Here is a 19,643-nt window from a genome sequence, read left to right on the forward strand (position 1 = left end):
ATGCTACATACAGGATGCCAAACCTAACCATCCGGATCCTGGTGGACCGCGTAACAGCTGGAAGGTTGATCATCGGCAACCCGGACGGCACCCGCCCGAGAATTCGTTGCGGCTCGATTGGGACGCTGCGGGGCAGGGATTTTCGCTGTATCCACGGAGATGACCTACCGACCGTACGCGATCCTCGTTGAGAATTCGCTGAGAGCGGGCCCGTTACCGGACATCCCGGGCTAATCGGACAATTTGAACCAAATAGAATGTGTGGCAACGCACCTCGCTGGTCATGTCCAGTTTGTTACGTTCACGATGGCCATGCATTCGCCGCCGTCCGTCCATCGAGTGCTACCCGATGGACGGAGGTTCGCGTTCGGGCTGCTCTACGGACTCGATACTTCGGGCAACGTGGGTCGGCTGGCGATGTGGCGATGGCGGCCCCTGTAGCCCCGTTTCGGGGCCGGTGACCACAAGGGACTCGACGTACTCAGCCCCCGCGGCGTCCACCTGCCGCGTTTCGGAATGATCCATCCGCTCCCGGTCCCCGCCTCAGGACAGAAAAGTCGACTGAACGGTGGGGTTGGCCCGGGCGTTAGGATGACGCCTGGCCGACCGGGAGTTTTACTGCGTTCCAGCGCGTCTCGCAAGTGATGCGGCGGATGTCGGTGTACCCAAACTGTCAGGGACCTTTCGTGCGGTGCCGGACCGGCCTACGGCTGCCCGGTTATGTGCGCCAAGGCCGTCGCACCACCCGCGCCGGGAGGCTCTCATATGTCGTACGCCACGGCTTTGCCGAGGACGCGGATGCCGACGCGGTCGCCGGGGGTGAGGGCGGTGGCGCCGAAGCGGCGCACGGTGACCCGTTCGGGATTCTCACTGTCCGCGGTGTCGAGGCGGATGCCGAGCAGCATCTCCGATCCGAGGTACTCGACGTCGACGACGGTCCCCGCGACGCCGGCACCGTCCGTGGTCAATTCGATCTGTTCGGGCCGCAACATGATTCGGGCGTTCCCGTGGACGCCGTTCGGTGCCACGGCGACGTCGCCGAGGGCGCAGTGGGCCCTGCTGCCCTCGATTTGCGCCGACAGCACGACGGCGTCGCCGATGAATTCGGCGGTGGGGACGTCGATGGGGGTGGAATAGATCTCGCGTGGGGTGCCGATCTGGGCGAGTCGGCCCGCGCTCATCACCGCGACCCGGTCGGCGAACGACAGTGCCTCGGGCTGGTCGTGGGTGACGAGGATGGTGGTGATCGCGGCCTTCGCGAGGACGTCGGCGACGATCCTGCGGGTGTTGGCTCGTAGGCCGGCGTCGAGGGCGGAGAACGGTTCGTCGAGCAGCATGAGTTCGGGTTCCCGGGCCAGCGCCCGCGCAAGTGCCACGCGCTGCTGCTGCCCGCCCGACAGCTGGTCGGGGCGCCGGGCCGCGTAGGACGGGTCGAGCGAGACCATCTCGAGGAGCTCGGCGATCCTCGCCGGGGTGCGGGCCCGGCGGGGGAGCCCGAACCCGACGTTCGCGCCGACCGTGGCGTGCGGGAACAGCGCACCGTCCTGGGCGACGTATCCCACCGACCGCCGGTGCGCGGGCACCCAGCCGCCGCCGGCGACGATCCGGCCGGCCAGTGCGATGGTGCCGGCGTCCGGCTTCTCGAAACCCGCGATCAGGCGGAGCAGAGTCGTCTTGCCGCAGCCGGACGGTCCGACGATCGCGGTGGTGGATCCCGACTCGACCGCGAACGCAACCTGTCGGAGGATGGTCGCGCCGCCGAACGACTTGTCGAGCCCTTCCACTTCGAGTGCGTAAGTCATAGTCCCGCCACCTTTTTCGACTGGGAGAAGAGCACGTACGTCATCGGCAGCGACAGCACGATCATAATCAGCGCGTACGGTGCGGCACCGGCGTAATCGATCTCGCTGCTGAGCGACCAGAACTGCATGGACAAGGTGCGGGTACCGGTCGGTGCCAGCAGGAGGGTGGCGGTCAGTTCGTTCACGATCCCCAGGAACACCAACGCCCCGCCCGCCGCCGTCGCCGGGGCGGCCAGTCGCAACGTCACCCGGAAGAACGCCGACAGCGGAGAGATACCCAGCGACTGCGCCGCCTCCTCCAGCCCGACGGGTGCCTGCGCGAGCCCGGCCCGCTGATTGATCAGGGCACGCGGCAGGAACAGCAGCGCGTAGGCCGCGATCACGACGGTGACCGTCTGGTAGAGCGGATGCAGGTAGCGGATGGAGACGGTGACCAACGCCAGCGCCACCACGATGCCGGGCAGCGAACTCGAGATGTACGTGCCGCCCTCGAGGAAACGGCTGAATCGTCCGCGGTGGCGGATCGAGATCCAGGCGATCGGGAACGCGAGTACACATGTCACGACAGCGCCGGCGATGCCGAAGCCGAGGGTCTGGACCAGCGCGGCGGCAACGGTATCCAGTTCCCAGACCGCGCTCCCGCCGATGACGAGCCAGCGTAGGACACTGACCACCGGGACACCGACGGATGCGGCGATCAGCACCCCGAGGAACAGCATCACGATCGGCGAATACCGCCAGCCGAGTTCGGCGGGGACGGCCCGGCGCGCGGCCCCCGACCCGATCCGGGCGTACCGGGCGCTGCCGCGGACGACCGATTCGATCACCAGCAGGGTCAGGCACAGCAGCACCAGGACCCCGGCGAGCATGGTCGCCGCGGCTCCGTTGAACGTGGACTGGTACTGCTCGAAGATCGCCGTCGTGAACGTGTCGAACCGGATGAACACGAAGGCGCCGTATTCGGCGAGAAGGTGCAGCGAGACCAGCAGCGCGCCGCCGGCGATGGCGAGCCGCAGTTGCGGCACCACGACGCGGAAGAACACCGCCCACGGGTCGGCGCCGAGGGCGCGCGCCGATTCCTCGACCGCGGGGTCCAGTCGGCGCAGCGTCGCCGCAGTGGGGATGTAGACGAGCGGGAAATACGAGAGGGTCGCGATGAGGACACCGCCGTGCAGCCCGCCGAGGGAGGGAATCGCCGTCACCCACGAATAACTGTTCACAAACGCCGGAACGGCCAGTGGCGCCGCGAGAAGCACTGCCCACACCTTCGCCCCGGGCACCCGGGTGCGCTCGACGAGCCAGGCGGCCGTGACGCCGACGGCGACGCAGATCGGCACCGTGACCAGGACCAGCATCACGGTGTTGGTGAGCAATTCGCGGACCCGGGGCCGGAACAGCAGCGCCGACGCGGTGTCCCAACCGGTGGCGATGCTCTGCGCCACCACGTATCCGAGCGGGATGAACGATGCGGCCACCACGATCACCGCGGCAACGGCCAAGGGCAGTGGCATGCCAGGCCGGGCGGACGGACGACGCGCCGTGTCCGCGTCCCCCGACCGCACTCGGCCGATCAGTGCGAGATTCAGAGCAAACCGGCTTCCGTCATCAGTTCGGTAACCTGCGGGCTGTTGAGCTTCGCGGGGTCGACCTGCGGCGCCTGCAGTTCGGCGAGGGGAACGAGCTTCGGGTTCGCGGGCACACCGCTGCCGACGGTGTATTCGAACGACGTCCCGGTCTGCAGGACCTCCTGCCCCTTCTGTCCGGTGACGAACTTCAGGAACTGCTGCGCCGCATCCTGTTTCGTGCTGGACTTCAGGACGCCACCACCGGAGACGCTGACGAACGCACCGGGGTCCTCGTTCTTGAAGTAGTGCAGAGCGACGTTGTTGCTGTTCTCACCGGTCTTGGCCTGATCGCCGAACCAGTAGTAGTGGTAGATGACGCCGCCGGGGATCTCCCCGGCGTTGACAGCCTTCATCACGGTGCCGTTGCCCTTGTAGGTGCGGACGTTGTCCTTCATCCCGGCCAGCCACTGCCGGGTGGCGTCCTCACCCTTCAGTTCGAGGAGTGCGCTGACGATGGCCTGGAAGTCGGCCCCCGACGGGGAGGCGGCCCAGCGGTCCTTCCATGCGGGGTCCTGCAGATCGAGCAGCGACTTCGGCAGCTGGTCCTGGGGCAACATGTCCTTGTTGTACGCGAAGACGGTGGAGCGGGCCGCGATGCCGGTCCACTTGCCGCTCGACGGCCGGTACTGGGCCGGGACCTGGTCGAGGACGTCCTGGTTCACGTCGGTGAAGAGCCCGGCGTTCTCGACCAGCGCCATCGCGGGGGAATTCTCGGTGAGGAACACATCGGCCGGCGACTGACCCCCCTCGGCCACGAGCTGGTTGCCGAGCTCGGTGTCACTGCCGTTGCGCAGTTCCACCTCGATGCCGGTCTCCGCGGTAAAGGCGTCGGCCCATTCCTGAGTGAGCGATTCGTGCTGCGCGTTGTAGACGGTGATCTGGTTGGCTCCGCCGGAGTCCGTCGCGGTGTCCGAACCGGAATCCGAGCATCCCGACACCGTCATCACCGCGGCGGTGGCCAGTGCCAGCCCCGACATCAGTCCGATCCGCATCCTCATCGTCCGTCCTCCTCCGCAGCGGGACCTCTCCCGGCCGTCTCCAGGAAAATGATGCCACGTGCAGGATTGGCAAACCTAACCATCTGGATTTTGGTGGACCGCGTATCAGGTGGGGAGGGCGTGCCTGCAATCAATGCGCCTGTCGGTTGGCAGTCATTTGTCCTGTTGCCGTGACACGCTGGATCGAACCAAAGATCGAGGCGATCCGGATCCGGTCGAGTTCCGAACGCAAGGCAGCGGGTCGTCGGCACAGGACGAGTACGAATGTCACCGCCTGCCAGTAGAGAATGCCGACCAGAATCGACAAGGCCAGCGCCAACCAGGGATGGTCGGCGCGCAGCGGCAGATACACCTGGAAGTGCGTCAGGTAGATGTACAGGGACGCGCTCGCCAACACCCCTGCGACCCGGCTCAACAGGGTGGGGCAGGGGACGGATCTGAGCCACACCAGCAGGCAGAGCCCACCGACGACGATCATTTCCCGCCGAGTCTCGCCGAAGAAGAACCCGGGAACCGTCGCCACGATCACCGAGGTGACGCAGAGGCGGTGCCATACGGTCGTCGCCGTGGCGGCGGCCCAACCGAGGGCGAACAGCCAGAAGACCACCGACGCGGTCAGGATGCGATTGGGGCCGTCGTCGACGTCGACTAGCCCGTACCGGGTGAGCAGGCCGAGGGCCACGAACCCCATCGCGAACCAGAACGGGTGCCTGCGCTCGATGCGGTCGAGGAGCGGGATGTACAGCACGGCGGCGGCGGCGAGCACGATGTACACGATCGCCTCGACGAACCAGTATCTCCACTCGGCGGACCACCCGTCCGGACCGAGAATTCCGTTGAGCAAGAACGCACTGGTGATGCGGTAGTCCCCGGTCACGGCGATGATCGACCCGATCCACACCATGCTGGGAACGGCGATCCGGGCGACGCTCGCGAGTGTGTGGCGGACACGTTCGGTCCGTTCGGCCGTACCGAGGTGGAATCGGGCGAAGTTGTAGCCGGCGATCCCGAGGAGCACGTGCGCTCCGCCGAGCACCGTGAACAGGTGAATGTGCGAGCCCGCGATCAGAACGATCGCGACCGCGCGGAGCAGAACATTGGTTTCCACTGTCCGCCACCGGCGGCGCAGCCGCGGAGCCGGCGCGAAGTCCCCGATCGGAGTCGTATGCCAGTTCTCGGGAAGGTAGGCGAGGATCTCCTCGAGCCGCAGGGACATCCGCACATAGGACAGGGAGTCGCCGCCCAGGTTCACGAACGTGCTGTCGTCGGTGACGTGCGTGCAGTGGAGGATCTCGGCATACAGCGCACGTAGGGTGTTGGTGTCGGGGCCGGTCCTCGGAGACGTGGCGCGCGGGGACTCGTACCCGTGCGCGAGCTCGGCCACGGCTCGGAGGTCGGGTTTGCCCGTGGAGGTCCGCGGAATCTCGTCGACGAGGCACACACGCACCGCTCCGAGCGGAAGGCCGCAGGCCCGCGCGGTCGCGCGCCGGACGCCGTCCACGTCGCCGCCGTCCTGGACGGCCACGATGAGCTCGTCCGTCCCGCCCGCGCAGCAGGCCGTCAGCCCGTGCTGCGCGAGTGCCGACTCGACGTGCTGCACGTCGATCCGCAGTCCGAAGACCTTGACGAATCGGCTGCGGCGGCCGACCACCTCGTACAACCCGTCACCCGTGTGCCGGGCGAGGTCCCCGGTCCGCAGTTCGCCGCCGAGATCGTCACCGAGGCGCAGGTCGTCGGGGGTGTGGGCGTAGCCGAGCATCACGTTCGGCCCCGTGTAGATCAGCTCACCGGTGCCGTCCGGGGCGTCGGAGACCGGTTCGAGCCGGAAGGATCCGCCGGGAATCGGCCGGCCGATCGTGTGCGGGTGGCTGGGCGCGAGTTCCGGGGGCAGGTACGCCATCCGGGCGGTCGCCTCGGTCTGCCCGTACATGACGAACAAATCCCAGCCCCGGCGTCGTCCCAGTTCCGAATAGTTTCGGACGCGGTCCGGCGGGAGCCGCCCGCCGGCCTGCGTGATGTAACGCAGGTCGGGCAGATCCATGTCGTCGAACCCGATCCGGTCCAGGAGATCGAAGGTATAGGGCACCCCCGCAAAGGTGGTGCCGCGGTGGGTCCGGACGAGGTCCCAGAATCCGGGGTCGGTGACCGAGAGAGTCGTGAGGATCAGGGCGGCGCCGCGGACCAGGTGGCTGTGGATGACCGACAGCCCGTAGCAGTAGTGCATGGGCAGCGTCGTGACAGCACGGTCGGTGTCGCAGATGTTGAGGTACTCCGCGATCGACTCGGCGTTGGTCTGCACGTTGCGGTGCGAGAGGCGGACGAGTTTCGGTGATCCGGTGGATCCGGAGGTGCTCAGCAGCAGCGCGAGGTCGGGGTGCAGCAGGTGCGCGGAGCCTGCACGCTGCTCCTCGACCACCGTGCGTCCGTCGGTGCTGCGCACCACCACGTCGGGCCGGTACGCGGCGATCAGGCCGTTGAGGCTGTCGGGATTGTCGCCCGGTGCCAGCAGCACCGGATGCCCGGCGAACAGGGCCGCGAGGTAGGTGACGATCAGATCGATCTCAGGGGTGCCGGCGACCAGCACCAGACGGCGGGTCCGGCCGAGCTGTGAGGCCGCCCGCTCGACACGATCCGCCAGTTCGCGGTAGGTGACCGTATCGTCCGGTGTGACCAGTGCCGGGGCGTCGCCGAATCCTCCCAACGCGCGCGCGAAGCCCACACCGCGGAGCTCTACACGGACGGACTGGCTAGGCACCGACCGAGTCTATAAGGCATGCCGTACCTAACTCACCTGTCGGGACAACGGCAGCCTCTCCGAGACCGCCCTGTCCGGGGCGTCGGTGCACGCGCCGATCCGCCGGCGCGCCCTGGCCGCCGGGTACGGCGCGAACGTCGTCGCCCAACTCGGCGGGCACTCCCCACCGCGCGGGGTTCGTCACCCAGCCGGTCATCTACTCGCATTCTCCGACACACTCGACGGTGCGATGAGATCCTCCCGGAACTGGCGGGGGCGGCGCCGTGCCGTCACGATCTGAACCCGGCAGCGCCCGGGGTTGGCCGGCCCGCATTTTTCAGCCGTGAGTCAGTTTCGGCCTGCGATCATGGACTGCACGATGCGGTTACTTGTGGTCGAGGACGAGCGGCGCCTTGCCGCCGGGCTGCGCAAGGGGCTCGAGGCGGAAGGTTTTGCGGTCGATGTCGTGCACAACGGCACCGACGGCCTCTGGATGGCGCGCGAGAACCCGTTCGACGCGATCGTCCTCGACATCATGTTGCCCGGGGCGAACGGTTACCAGGTGTGCCGGACCTTGCGTAGCGAGGGCAATTGGACCCCGATCCTGATGCTCACCGCCAAGGTCGGAGTCTGGGACGAGGTGGAGGGTCTCGACACCGGCGCCGACGACTACCTGGCCAAGCCGTTCTCGTACGCGGTGCTGCTCGCCCGGCTGCGGGCACTGCTGCGCCGGGGCGCGAGCCCACGCCCCACCGTGATCGAGGCCGGGGACCTGCGGTTGGATCCGTCGGCCCGCCGGGTGTGGCGCGGCGGCGAGCAGATCGAGTTGACGACACGTGAGTTCGCGGTCCTGGAGTTCCTGCTGCGCCATCCCGGCGAGGTGCTGCCGAAGGCGGACATCCTGGGTCACGTCTGGGACTTCGACTTCGACGGTGATCCGAACATCGTGGAGGTCTACGTGCGGCGGTTGCGCACCAAACTGGGGCGGTCGACGGATCCGCCAGTGATCGAAACCGTTCGTGGAGCCGGATATCGGCTGGTCGCCCATGGCGGTTGACCGTGTGGTCGCCCGTATCCGCCGGGTACGTGCGCGCGTCGGCACGGTTCGGGCGGGCACCACGGCGGTGGCGACCGTGATCGTCGCGGTCGCACTCGTCGTGGGCGCCGCCGCGCTGATCGCGGCGCTGCGCGGCACGCTGATCGACGAGGTCGAGGAGTCTGCCTGGGCGCAGGCACACGAGGTGGCGCGTCAACTCGAATCCGGCCGACCGCCGACATTGGAGGTCGCCGGCAGCGATGAGCAGTTGATCCAGGTGCTCGACCCGGACGGCGAGGTGCTCGCAGCGAGCCGCAACGTCACCGGCGAAGCCGCGGTGGCGCGACTGGAGCCCGGCGAGTCCGCGCGCGTCGTGACACCGCTCGACGACGACCCCTTCGTCGCGGTCGCGGCGGGCGCGCAGACCCCCGCCGGGCCGCGGACGGTGGTGGTGGCCAGGGCGTTGATCGGCGTCTTCGAAACCACGAGCCTGATCACCAGGCTGCTGATCGTCGGACTGCCGATAGTGCTGTTCGTCGTGGCGGGCACGACCTGGCTGACGGTGGGCCGAGCGCTCACACCCGTCGAGGCGATCCGGCGCGAGGTCGACGAGGTCTCGGCCGCGCAACTGCACCACCGGGTGCCCCAGCCCCGGACCGACGACGAGATCGGGCGATTGGCGTCGACCATGAACCGGATGCTGGCCCGCCTCGAGCGCGCCCGAAATAGTCAGCGACGCTTCGTTTCCGACGCCGCGCACGAGCTGCGCTCACCGATCACCACGATCCGCCAGCACGCGGAGGTCGCGCTCGCGCATTCGGACCGAACCACCACCGAGGAGCTGGCCGAGGTGGTGCTCGCCGAGGACCTGCGGATGCAGCACCTTGTCGAGGACCTGTTGCTGCTGGCCCGCGCGGACGAACACGTCCGGCCGCCGAGCGCGCCGGTCGACGTCGACGACCTGGTCTTCGACGAGGCCCGCCGGCTTCGCTCGATCACCTCCCCGCGAGTCGACACGGCGGCCGTGACGGCGGCTCGGGTGCGCGGCGATGCCGAGGCACTCGGCCGCGTGTTGCGCAATCTCGGTGACAACGCCGCCCGGCACGCACAGAGTCGGATCGACTTCGTCCTCGCCGATCGGGGCGGCGACGTGCTGTTGACGGTCGACGACGACGGACCGGGAATCCCGGAGCCCGAACGGGGGCGGGTGCTGGAGCGGTTCGTCCGGCTCGATGCCGCGCGATCCCGGGATGTGGGCGGCAGCGGTCTGGGCCTGGCCATCGTCGACGAGATCGTCCGGGCACACGGTGGGTCGGTGTCGATTTCCGAATCGCCGTTGGGCGGCGTGCGCGTCGCGGTGATACTGCCCGCGGGCGATGGCTGAACACGTTTCGACGAGCGTTCAGGCTGCCGTCAGGTGACCGGGGGCAGCCTTACCGCACGGGGAGATTCAGCGAGGGAAGTTGTGTGATGAGGATCAAACATGTCCGACTTGCGGCGGTTGCCGTCGGCGTCGTGGTCGCGATCGGAACGGGTGTCGCGGTGGCCTCGAGTGGTGACCAGGAAACACCCATCACCGGGGACGCCCTCACGAAGGCCAGCGCCGCCGCCTTGGCGCACACCGACGGCGGAACCGTCACCGGCACCGAGATCGGCGACGAGGAGAGCCTCTACGAGGTGGAGGTGACTTTGCCCGACGGCAACCAGGTCGACGTCCAACTGGACCAGAACTTCACCGTCGTCGGTACCAAGACCGACGGGCCGGGCACCGACGACGGAGCCGGCGTACCGGACAACGACGGCAACTGAATAGGCCCCGGGATGAACACCGGCCCCGTGCGCCGCCTCGTCGCGATGGTGCTCTGCGCGGTAGTCGGTGTCGCCCCGGCCGCGTGCGGCAACGACTCCGCCCCCGCGGACTGCATCGGGGTCGTCGACGAATCCGGCGACCCGACCGACGAGTGCCTGCCCCTCGCATCGGACACTGCGCGCGTCGACCTCGGCACACCGACCTTCGCCGCACCGACCTCGATCACGAACCGGCTGCATCCGACGAGCGCGCTCGCGCAGATAATCTACGGCGGTCAGGTGGGCGGCGAGCCGCTGCGCACCGAGGTGACCCGGATGCCCGGGACAAAGACAATCCCGTGGCGCGGCACGCCGGTCGAGACGGTGATCGTCCAGTACGTCGCATATTGGACGGGCGCATCCACGAGGTGGCGATCGACTGGTTCGCCCAGGCCGGCGACGGGTCGGTGTGGTACTTCGGCGAGGACGTTGTCAACTTCGAGAACGGGAGCGTCGCCGACACCGAGGGGACTTGGATGGCCGGCGACCAGACACCGGACGCGATGATCATGCCGGCGCAGCCGCGCGTCGGTGACGTGTACCGCCCGGAGAATGCCCCGGAGGTGGTGTTCGAGGAAGTGCGCGTCGAGAAGGTCGACCAGGATGTCGCCGGCCCGAGCGGAAACATCGGCGGCGCCATGGAAGTCAGCGAGCTGCATATGGACGGGACACGGGAGGGGAAGATCTTCGCTCCCGGGTACGGCGAGTTCTCCACCGGAAGCCCCGCTGGTGACCTCGAGGCGGTGTCGCTGGCGTCGCCGACCGACATGCGGCCGGGTCCGGCTCCCGCGGAGTTCGGCGCGCTGTCGATCGCCGTCGGCGATGTCTTCGCCGCGGCCGCCGACCCCGAGCGCGTGGGGCAGACCGTTACGGCACTCGATCAAGCATGGGATTCGGTGCGTAACGTGGGCATTCCGCCTCAGGCGGAGCTGCAGATCCAGCGCGACATCGACACCCTCACCCGTGCCGTCGGCAATCGGGATTCGAGGTCCGCACAGTCGGCTGCGCAGCGCATCGCCCAGAACGAGCTCGACCTTCGACTGCTGTACCGGCGGGTGATTGACGTCGACGTGGCCCGTCTCGCACTGTGGGCACGCCAGCTTCCGGTCGATGTGGCCGCCGCCGACACCGGTGCGGTCCGGGGTGATACGGCGGCGCTGGATCGGGTCTGGGAGCGCACCCGGCCCGGGGTCGAGGAAACCGAGGATGTGGACACCGCCCTCGACGAGGTGCGGCGGGCGGCCGACGGCGAAGACCTTCCCGCGGTCGGCCGGGCCTCGGCGAACCTCACGCAGGCGGTTGCGGGATTGCACACCAGGTGAGCACCGGCCGATCCGAGCCGTGCCGAAGCGAGCGTGGGCGCTCGAAGTCGCCGATCTCGGGAACACGTGAGGCTCGGCCCAACTCAGTGGGCGCGTGCGCAGTCATGGGCTGACCATGCAGTGGGGACGCGGATGCCGAGTTTCGCGCAGTTCCATCGCGCGACCGGACGGAACGAAGGTTGCGGCGCGCGAGAGCCCGCTGCCCGCGAGCCGCTCGGTGTTCGTGGGCCGGGTCGCGTCGGAACCGCGGGGTGGGTGTCCGCGTCAGGAGGAGCCGAAGCTCGGCGGCGGAGACATCCTGAAGGGTGCCGGCGGGTTATTTTGCTCGCGGTTCCGGTCCCGTTGCATTTGGCCGCCATTGTTGCCGCACATATTCATCTGCTGCTGAATTTGGTCCGGAGGAGCCAGTTGTTGTTGGGATCGCACGGGTCCTGCCCCGGCGGGGCGGTCGATGCGGCGGCGGACGCCACCGCGGGTGCGGCGACCCGAGGCCACCGCGGGTGCGGCGACCGAGGCCACCGCGGGTGCGGCGGCGAGTCCCGCCGGTAACGTGACGATCGATCCGGCCACCACCAGCCTGACCAGAAGGCTAAGTCGGCGATCGTGAAGCTATTGATCGAGCATGAGTTCTGGCCGATCGGTGCGCGTTCGACCCTGATGGCGCGACGCCCGGTTCCCGGGCCCGGTTGGTGGTGGCCCCCCTCGCTGTCGGGCCGTTCTTCGTCAGCCTGAATCAGGTGCCGTCGAACTCGAACCGTACGGGGTCTCCGCTGGCGAAGTTGATCCCGGCCGTCAGGGCGGCGAGGTCGGTCATGCCTTGCGCGCCATACCCAGCCGTGAGCCCCGACGCGTTGGAGTGCCTCGAGAGGAAGCACTTGTTCGAGGAGATGTTTCGGCTCTTCCGTTCGTTGGTCGCGGATCGAAAATGCGCAACGGTGCGCAAGATTGACCGATTACCCTGCGAATCAGCGGCACCTGCCACACACTGAACCCGGACCGCGGAAGGGGGAAGGCCCGATGACATATGTGTCCGTTCGACAACAGATGCACACCGTGCAGGACTGCACGACCGCACCGCGCATGTGGTTGGACACCGACCAGGGCAGTCTGACCGCGTACCTCCGCGACGAGCCGGTCGACGAGACGTGGCTCGCCACCAACCGGCGGCTCCATCACGAGCTCATGTCGGCCGTCGGCAACGCACATCCGGGATCGGCACCGCAGGAGGCACCTGCCCGACCCCCGATGACCGCCGAACAGCGCGGGGCGCTCGAGCAGGTCCGGGACACCTGTGCGGTCCTGCGGACCGACGACCAGTTCCAGACCATCGCCAAGTTCCGTGCCGCGCGGCTGGTGTGGGCGCGGATCGCCCAGGTGTGCGGCGTCCTGCGGGCCGACAACACCGGTGTTCCGGCGCGGGTACAGCATGACACCTACCGACAGTTCACCGGCGACCCCATGCACGCCGTCAAGACAGCGCGGGCGGCCGACGCGCCCGAGAACGTCATCGTCGACTGCATGTCAAACGCCCGGTCACGGGCGATGAACGTGATCTGTCGGGGTCGCCGAGTTGCATTTCAAGCGTTCCTCCGCCGAGCGTGTTGTTCGCCCGTGTGGCGGGTACGGAATCGGCTGACAGGCTCCCGTTCCACCTGGTGGACGCCTTTGTGGTGGCCGTACTCCTCGACGACGGGGCACCGACCCGCCTGGGCATACGAGTGGCTTCTCGTCGCCGCCGACGATCTCCTCGACGATCAGAACGCCGCCGCGCGTGCCGAGGAACTTCGTGGCCGCAGCCGCGGCATCCGGTACTCCACCGCCCGCGAGCAACACCATCTCCAGCGTCGGGGCCTCATTGTCCTCGACGAGCAGCGGGGCACGTTTCCATCGACGTCGCCGCCACCGCGTGGGCATCGATCCGGCGTGACGGTCGCCCGACCTGCTGCACCCCCTTCGCGCGAACGGCCGCCCGCTCGATCGCCAGATTTGTCGTCGTCAACTGTCTCCTCCCGTCGGTGCTCCTGTTCCGGCGTGTCGGGGTTGTAAATTTGGGCAGCCACCTTCGTGCCCCCACCGACCGGGGTGGTAGTCCCTCGCCGTCCACGGGACATCCGGGCGGCGAGGGGCGCGGGGGGTTGCGACATCTGCCGACGGCGGTGTGCGGGCTTGGGTGAGTTGTCCCGCTCGGCATGCACGTGGTGTGCTCGGTGGGTTACGGGACCGCGAGGGCGTGGGTATGCGTTTCGACCGCACGCTTCAACTCGGCCCTCGACAGGGTCCTCGAACCGCACGCGCACCGGGCCGGCACTTCGTCGTCCTCGAACCTGGTGGACTCGAGCATGTCGACATACTCGGAGCCGAGCCGGTCGCCGTGATGCGCGGTATCGACACGGTCGCGTGAGCCGTGGGCGCCGGGACCACCGCCGGCCACGATCACGGGGCCCTCGTCGGTTCGATACACGGTGGCCACGCGATGACTGGCCGGGCATGTGACACGAACGATCGCGTAATCACCGCGCCCAACGCCGAGAGCCTCCACGGCCTTCCGGGCTATCCGGCGACGGTCGAGGGGCGAAGGTTCCTTGGTGTCCATAGATCCATTGCACACCTGTTTGCCGTTGACTTGAAGAGCAGGACGGCCGTGCGATCGGGAGCAATGATCAATAACTGGTGGGTGCGACGCGATGGTGCGCGTGTGAGTGAGCTCGTGGATGGGAGGTCGGCGATGCAGGTCGCGTAGTTCTCCGAGCGCTCGGTGGACGAGTGAGGGCGCCCTCTCCGGTACTGGCCGCTGGCGGTGGCGGCAAGCGGCGACCGGAGGCCACAGGCCGGTCGTTCGAGTTCCGCCCGGCCGGGCAGCGGCGGCAGCGTGTCCTTTGGCTGTGGCCAGGCTGCGCTCGGCCTCGGCCAGGGCGGCGAGCTTGGTCTGCCAGCGGGCCTCCAGGCTGCGGGCGACGAGCCGGTTCTCCGGCGGCATCGTCAACTTGAGTGATAGTCGCAGCGGCGCAGTCGGTTTGGGCTCGCCTCTGCCCGGAATTTATTGGCTGGGTGCGTTGTTCGGGCAGCGGTGGCGGCCGCGGTGATTTCGCGCCACACCGCGAAGCGGTCCGTCATCTCGCGACGCCAGTCGGATGCCGACAACATGTGCCGCCGCAGCTGGAAGTGCCCCGTGATGCCGGAGAACGCGGACAGGAACCGTTGCGTCTGTCCGGGTGAGGCGAACCGCTTCATCCGGCGCTCCCGTTGCCGAGTCGGCTGATGCGAGTTCTCGGCCCGATTGCTGACGATACTTCGACCGGCGATGTTCGACCGAGGCCAGCATCTCGCGGTGCGCCACCTGGTAGCTGGCCGGCTTGTCTGTCACGAGCACCCGCGGCACGTACCGCAGACCCTTGAGCAGCTTGCGGAAGAACTGCTTGGCAGCCTTGGTGTTTCGACGCGACTGGACGAGGATGTCGAGCACCACACCGTCCTGGTCGACCGCACGCCACAAGTACATCCGCTCGCCGTTGATCGGGATGAACACTTCGTCGGGGTGCCACTTGTCGCCAGGGCGCGGCCGGCGGCGGCGCAGCTGGTTGGCATAGGACTGGCCGAACTTCGCGCACCACTGCCGGATCGTCTCGTGCGAGACCACGACGCCGCGTTCGAACATCAGTTCCTGCACGTCACGCAGGCTCAACGCGAAGCGGGGATACAGCCACACAGCGTGGCTGATGATCTCCTTCGGGTAGCGGAAGCCCTTGTACGACGAATCTGCGCTGGGCACGGTCGCCCATCCTCCCAGCGGTCACCCGCACAGCCAAGTTGACGATGCCATGGCACGTGGGTGGACCTGCCCCCGTTGAACGAACCGCGGGCGGCTGGTGCCGCGGCCGTGGTCGGCGACAGGATCGTGGTCGCCGGGGGACAGGCGAACGGCGCACTGGTACCGACGACGGAAGTGTTCGACGGAACGAAGTGGACGACCGTCTCGGACATCCCGACGCCACGGGAGCATCTGGCCGGAGTGTCGGACGGGACCTACTTCTATGCGATCGGTGCGCGGGACCTGGCGTCGGACCAGAACACTGCCGCGGTCGAGCGGTTCGACCCGGCCGCGGGAACGTGGACGACGTTGCCTGCCATGCCCACTCCCCGCGGTGGGCTCGGTGCGGCGTTCATCGACGGTCGCATCGTCGCGGTCGGTGGTGAACAGCCGACCCGGGTGCTGTCGACGGTCGAGGCCTACGACGTCGCGTCGGGGACCAGGTCACCGTTGCCGCCCATGCCCAGCGGGGCGCACGGGATGTCCGTTGCGACGGTCGGACACACCGTCTACGCCATCGGCGGTGCACTACGGCCCACGCACGCGGAGTCCACCGCGACTGCACAGGCCTTGGATTTCTGGTGAGTGTGCCGGTACCGACGGGTCGAGATTCCCGCGGTCACACAGACTAAATGTCTTCTGTCAGTGTGGTTGTGCTCAGTAGAGGGGGACTAGACTTGGCGTTGGAGGGGCGAGTTTCGCACGAGATGCGGGCCGGGTAGGAAGTGGTTCGTGATGAAGGTGACGGCGACGGCCACCCGTCGCGGCGGCTGGTGGGTGGTGGAGGTTCCGGGAGTCGAAGGCGTGCTCACCCAGGCTCGGCGGCTCGATCAGGTGTCTGCCATCGTGGCGGAGGCCGTGCATCTGGTCGAGGATGTGCCGGCCGAGGACGTCGAGGTGGAACTCGACTACGAGATCGGAGATTCCGCGGCGCTCATGGAGGCCCGAGCGGCCCACTTGCAAGTCGAGTCCGCCGCCCACGCGCAGGAATGTGCGGCGCGGGCCTCGCGGGCCGCGGTGGCGCATCTGCGCCGATCGGGTCTGTCGGTGCGTGATATCGGTGTCATCCTCGAGCTGAGCCCCCAACGGGTCTCTCAGCTCGACCGAGCCGGCGTTCGTGCCTGACACCATCACGATGTTCCTCGCCGGCGACGTGATGACCGGTAGGGGAGTCGACCAGATCCTCCCGTTTCCCGGCGACCCGGAGTTGCGGGAGCGTTGCGTTCGCGATGCCCGCGAGTACGTGGCGTTGGCGGAGAAGCGGAACGGCTCGATCCCCGGCCCCGTCGGGTTCGGGTGGCCGTGGGGTGAGGCGCTGCGCGTCCTCGACGCGGCGGAGCCCCACGCCCGTGTGATCAACCTGGAAACGACCGTCACCACCTGTGCGCGCTTCGCGCCCAAGGGAATCAACTACCGAATGCATCCGTCGAACCTGGGGGTGCTCACCGCTGCGCAGATCGACGTCTGCGTTCTAGCGAACAATCACCTTCTCGACTTCGGTGCCGATGGGCTCGTGGAGACCCTGGACGCGCTGGCCCGCAACGGCGTGCGGACCGTCGGTGCGGGGCGCACCGTGGCGCAGGCGTGGTGTCCCGTGGTCGTGAAGGCCGGGACGAGTCGGCTGCTGATCTGGGCGGCAGGTATGTCGTCGAGCGGGGTCTCGCCGCACGGGGCGGCCCGCCGGGGCCGGCCCGGTGTCGCGTACCTTTCGGAACCCACCGGCGCCGAGGTGGACCGTGTGCTCGACCGGACACGGCTGATACGGCGGGACACGGACGTGGTGGTGGTCTCTCTGCACTGGGGTTCGAACTGGGGATACGACGTGCCGAACGCGCATGTCGAGTTCGCGCATCGGCTCGTCGACGGTGGCGTCGACGTGGTCTTCGGGCACTCGTCCCATCACCCGCGGCCGCTCGAGATCTATCGTGGCCATCCGATCTTGTACGGCTGCGGCGACCTGATCAACGACTACGAGGGCATCCGAGGGCACGAACGCTACCGCGACGATCTGCGGCTGCTCTACCTGGTGACCCTCGACGCGCGCACGCACGAACTGCTCGAGCTACGAATGGTGCCGATGAGATCCCGGCGGATGCAACTGCAACGCGCGTCGACAAGTGACACCGAATGGCTGCGGCGGGTTCTCGACGGGATCAGCCGCGACTTCGGCACCCGCATCGACGCGGGCGCGGACGACGTCCTCGTCGCCCGTGGGAGACAAGCGAACTGGTAGGTGGCGGGTGTGTACGGAGCGGACGCGCTGTGCACACACCGTTGAGCGGATCCCACCAAGGTTTTGTTCGAAGGGCACTGCTCCTAGATTGGACGTATGGAGGGCACGGCACAGTCCTCGATACTGCTCGGAGACATCCTGAATTCGAGGCGCAGGCGGACCTTCGTCGGGCGCCGGGTCGAGCGCGAATTGGTTCGGGCTGGACTGGAGTCGGGCGATCCGCAGTTGTCCGTGCTGTTCCTGCACGGCCCCGGAGGGATCGGGAAGACCACGTTGCTGGACGAGTGCGCGCAGATCGCGGCGGAAACGGGCGCGTCGGTCGTCCGGCTCGACGGGCGCGATATTCCGCCGTCTCCGTCGGCTGTCCTGGCAGCGTTGGGCGAGGCCGTCGATGTGCCTGACACGGGCGTGATCGCGCGGGAGGAGGAACGACTTTGCGTCCTCATCGACACGTACGAGGTTCTGGCGCCGATCGACGAGTGGGTGCGCAGGCAATTGCTGCCGCGACTACCGGCAACGGCGCTCACCGTGATCGCGGCCCGGACACCGCCCAGCTCCGAATGGCGGTCCGACGCGGCGTGGTCCGAGTTGTTGCGGGTCGTGTCCCTACGGAATCTCACTCCGCAGGAGAGCAGAGAGTTTCTCCGGGCAGTGGCGGTGCCGCCGCCGCTGCACGAACGGATCTGCCGGGCCACGCACGGCCATCCGCTTGCGCTGGCGCTGTTGGCCGACGTGGCATCCCGCGGCGGCGAGGTGGCGGCCGATCCGTTGACCCCCGACCTCATGGGGGAGCTGATGCAGCGGTTCATCGCGGTGGTGCCGAGCCCCGCGCATCGGCGGGCGCTCGAGGTGTGCGCCCTCGCCCGAGTGACCACCGAGGCACTGTTGCGTGACGCCCTCGGGCTCGAGGACGCGCACGAGATGTTCGGGTGGCTGCGGCAGCTGTCGTTCGTCGACGCAGGCCCGGAGGGCCTGGCCCCACACGATATGGCCCGCGACGTCATTGACGCGGACCTGCGGTGGCGCGACCTCGACGCCTACACCGACGTCTTCCACCGCGTGTGCCGGCACATTCGCCACTCACTTCTGTCGTGTACCGGGCGCGAACAGCAGCGCATGATCTTCGACCTGAAGTTCGTGTTTCGCAATCTGCCGGGGATTCTGTACCCGGTGGATTGGGAATCGTGGGGCCGGCACTATCCGGAACCCGCTTCCCCGGCGGATCGCGAAACGATCGTCGAGTTCACCCGATTACACGAGGGTGCGGAGGCGGCGGCCATCGCGGCCGCCTGGTTCGAATGCCAGCCCGACGGCTTCTACATCGTGCGCCGTCCCGACGGTGCGCCCCGTGGGTTCTTCGGCCTCATCGATCTGAGCCTCGCGTCCGCGGAAGATCTGGCATCGGATCCGGGTGCCGCGGCGGCCTGGCAGTTCGCCCGCGGGCACTCGCCGCCGCGAACGGGGGAGACCGTCACCCAGACCCGGTTCGTCGTCGACCTCGACACCTATCAGGACCCGTCGCCCACGATGAACGCCATTCCAATCATCACCATGCAGCGGTACCTGTGCACACCGGGCCTGTCCTGGGACTTCCTCACACTTGCCGAGCCGGACCGGTGGAACGAGTACTTCGCGGTCGCCGACCTTCCGCGTGCCGAGGGCGCCGATTTCGAGGTGGGCGTCCGAACGTACGGGCTGTTCGCGCACGACTTCCGTCGCGTCCCGGTCGACGCATGGCTCGAGCGGGTCACCGAGCGCGCATTGTCCGAGAGCCCTTCCGCACCTCTGCGACCGACGCCGGACCTGCTGGTACTTTCGCAACCCGAGTTCGAGCAGGCGGTCCGGCAGGCTTTGCACGACTGGCACCGCCCCGACCTGCTCCGGCGAAACCCGTTGATGCGCACCCGGGTCGTGTGCGATCGCAGCGATGGGGAGCCGGACGTCGCCGAACTCGACTGCGTGCTCCGCGACGCGGTGGACTCGCTGGCCGACAACCCACGCGACGACAAACTGCTGCGGGCGGTCGACCGGACGTACCTGCGCCCGGCGGGAACCCAGGAGGCCGCCGCCCGGGTGCTCGGAGTGCCGTTCAGCACGTATCGGCGCCACCTCACACAAGGTGTCGCGCGGATCGTCTCGTGGTTGTGGGACCGCGACGTCTACGGACACCCGCAATGAACACGACTGAGCAGTATTCGGACTGGTGATCGAACACCGAATGCTTGCATTCTCCTCGT

The 19,643-nt window shown here is 68.0% G+C and carries 14 protein-coding genes and 2 pseudogenes; 9 read left to right on the forward strand and 7 right to left on the reverse strand.

Features of this window, described 5'->3' with window-relative positions:
- Positions 1–761: 761 nt before the first annotated feature.
- From JWS14_RS39585 to JWS14_RS39600, 4 genes are all read right to left on the reverse strand, one after another.
- The gene (locus JWS14_RS39585) at positions 762–1,802 is read right to left on the reverse strand and encodes an ABC transporter ATP-binding protein (RefSeq protein WP_206015660.1); all 1,041 of its coding nucleotides are present in this window, start codon (positions 1,800–1,802) and stop codon (positions 762–764) included.
- The gene (locus tag JWS14_RS39590; protein ID WP_241031603.1) at positions 1,799–3,313 is read right to left on the reverse strand and encodes an ABC transporter permease; all 1,515 of its coding nucleotides are present in this window, start codon (positions 3,311–3,313) and stop codon (positions 1,799–1,801) included. The genes JWS14_RS39585 and JWS14_RS39590 overlap by 4 nt, the downstream gene beginning before the upstream one ends.
- Before the next feature lie 71 nt (positions 3,314–3,384).
- On the reverse strand, positions 3,385–4,425 hold the full coding sequence (locus JWS14_RS39595) for an iron ABC transporter substrate-binding protein (protein WP_206015662.1): 1,041 nt from the start codon (positions 4,423–4,425) through the stop codon (positions 3,385–3,387).
- A gap of 130 nt (positions 4,426–4,555) precedes the next feature.
- Complete coding sequence (locus JWS14_RS39600; protein ID WP_241031604.1) at positions 4,556–7,180, reverse strand: AMP-binding protein; 2,625 nt, start codon at positions 7,178–7,180, stop codon at positions 4,556–4,558.
- 358 nt (positions 7,181–7,538) lie between these two features.
- Here JWS14_RS39600 and JWS14_RS39605 point away from each other — a divergent pair, with 358 nt between their 5' ends.
- The 3 genes from JWS14_RS39605 (at position 7,539) to JWS14_RS39615 (ending at position 10,004) form a co-directional block, all read left to right on the forward strand.
- Entirely contained in the window at positions 7,539–8,216 is a 678-nt protein-coding gene (locus JWS14_RS39605) for a response regulator transcription factor (protein WP_206015663.1), read from the forward strand.
- The gene (locus JWS14_RS39610; RefSeq protein ID WP_241031605.1) at positions 8,206–9,579 is read left to right on the forward strand and encodes a sensor histidine kinase; all 1,374 of its coding nucleotides are present in this window, start codon (positions 8,206–8,208) and stop codon (positions 9,577–9,579) included. Before JWS14_RS39605 ends, JWS14_RS39610 begins: the two co-directional genes overlap by 11 nt.
- Positions 9,580–9,665: 86 nt before the next feature.
- Positions 9,666–10,004, forward strand: coding sequence for a PepSY domain-containing protein (locus tag JWS14_RS39615; RefSeq protein ID WP_206015664.1), 339 nt, complete (start codon positions 9,666–9,668; stop codon positions 10,002–10,004).
- A 275-nt stretch (positions 10,005–10,279) separates the two neighbouring features.
- Here the strand turns inward: JWS14_RS39615 and JWS14_RS51270 are convergent, their stop codons facing one another.
- A complete protein-coding gene (locus JWS14_RS51270; RefSeq protein ID WP_259376037.1) occupies positions 10,280–10,408 on the reverse strand; it encodes a hypothetical protein in 129 nt (42 codons plus the stop codon).
- A gap of 3 nt (positions 10,409–10,411) precedes the next feature.
- Between JWS14_RS51270 and JWS14_RS39620 the strand changes: the two genes are divergently transcribed.
- Together JWS14_RS39620 and JWS14_RS52255 are read left to right on the forward strand one after the other, a co-directional pair.
- On the forward strand, positions 10,412–11,365 hold the full coding sequence (locus tag JWS14_RS39620; RefSeq protein ID WP_206015665.1) for a hypothetical protein: 954 nt from the start codon (positions 10,412–10,414) through the stop codon (positions 11,363–11,365).
- A gap of 1,017 nt (positions 11,366–12,382) precedes the next feature.
- Complete coding sequence (locus tag JWS14_RS52255; protein ID WP_241031606.1) at positions 12,383–13,411, forward strand: methylmalonyl-CoA mutase family protein; 1,029 nt, start codon at positions 12,383–12,385, stop codon at positions 13,409–13,411.
- Between the two features lie 166 nt (positions 13,412–13,577).
- Here JWS14_RS52255 and JWS14_RS39635 read toward each other — a convergent pair whose 3' ends face one another.
- The gene (locus tag JWS14_RS39635) at positions 13,578–13,826 is read right to left on the reverse strand and encodes a hypothetical protein (RefSeq protein WP_241031607.1); all 249 of its coding nucleotides are present in this window, start codon (positions 13,824–13,826) and stop codon (positions 13,578–13,580) included.
- A gap of 518 nt (positions 13,827–14,344) precedes the next feature.
- Positions 14,345–15,134: pseudogene (locus tag JWS14_RS39640) on the reverse strand (IS6 family transposase).
- Positions 15,135–15,185: 51 nt separating this feature from the next.
- Between JWS14_RS39640 and JWS14_RS39645 the strand changes: the two are divergent.
- From JWS14_RS39645 to JWS14_RS39660, 4 genes and pseudogenes are all read left to right on the forward strand, one after another.
- A pseudogene (locus JWS14_RS39645) lies at positions 15,186–15,758 on the forward strand (Kelch repeat-containing protein); the annotation flags it as partial.
- 150 nt (positions 15,759–15,908) lie between these two features.
- Positions 15,909–16,298 carry a hypothetical protein gene (locus JWS14_RS39650; RefSeq protein WP_206016292.1) on the forward strand — a complete coding sequence of 130 codons (390 nt, stop codon included), beginning with the start codon at positions 15,909–15,911 and terminating at the stop codon, positions 16,296–16,298.
- Positions 16,291–17,406, forward strand: coding sequence for a CapA family protein (locus JWS14_RS39655; RefSeq protein WP_206015666.1), 1,116 nt, complete (start codon positions 16,291–16,293; stop codon positions 17,404–17,406). The genes JWS14_RS39650 and JWS14_RS39655 overlap by 8 nt, the downstream gene beginning before the upstream one ends.
- Positions 17,407–17,502: 96 nt before the next feature.
- Positions 17,503–19,584 (forward strand): ATP-binding protein, encoded by a 2,082-nt coding sequence (locus JWS14_RS39660; RefSeq protein ID WP_206015667.1) that lies wholly within the window; start codon positions 17,503–17,505, stop codon positions 19,582–19,584.
- Positions 19,585–19,643 lie beyond the last annotated feature (59 nt).

It is taken from the genome of Rhodococcus koreensis, from assembly GCF_017068375.1.
Lineage (GTDB): Bacteria > Actinomycetota > Actinomycetes > Mycobacteriales > Mycobacteriaceae > Rhodococcus_F > Rhodococcus_F koreensis.